General features: G+C 31.6%; 1 protein-coding gene. It reads right to left on the reverse strand.

Annotated elements, in window-relative coordinates; translation table 11 throughout:
• Positions 1-44: 44 nt before the first annotated feature.
• Positions 45-350: a nitroreductase family protein gene (locus ACYQ3D_RS12655; protein WP_459838822.1), complete on the reverse strand. Its 306-nt coding sequence runs from the start codon at positions 348-350 to the stop codon at positions 45-47.
• Positions 351-459: the final 109 nt, after the last annotated feature.

Here is a 459-nt window from a genome sequence, read left to right on the forward strand (position 1 = left end):
AAACAAAGCCAAGAAAAATAGACTTCCTTGGCTTTAAGTATTATTTACCTATAACTATTCTTATAAACAAATTCCTCTAAATCTAACCTTTCTGGTCGCTCTTTTTCTGTCTCCACCTGATCTGAGGATAAATTAGGATTAATTGTATCACTCTGCTTACTAATAGCTAATAATGAAATCAACTCCATATCTTGAGGAATATCTAAAATTTCTTTTGCTTGTGCTGTGTGTAATTCCCTTAATTTATCATCCTCTACAAAAACATAACGCCACGGCTGTTTATTATAACAAGACGGAGCTAATGAAGCAGCCTGAACCAAATCAGTAATCAATTCTTCAGTAACTTTTATCTGGCCTTTAGTGCCTCCTTATTAAGCTGTTATCTTATTATGTTGAAGATCAACGACTATAATTCCTGCAACTAATTACTAATGATAATAATTAGTAATTAAATTTGAT

It is taken from the genome of Halanaerobaculum tunisiense, from assembly GCF_054657635.1.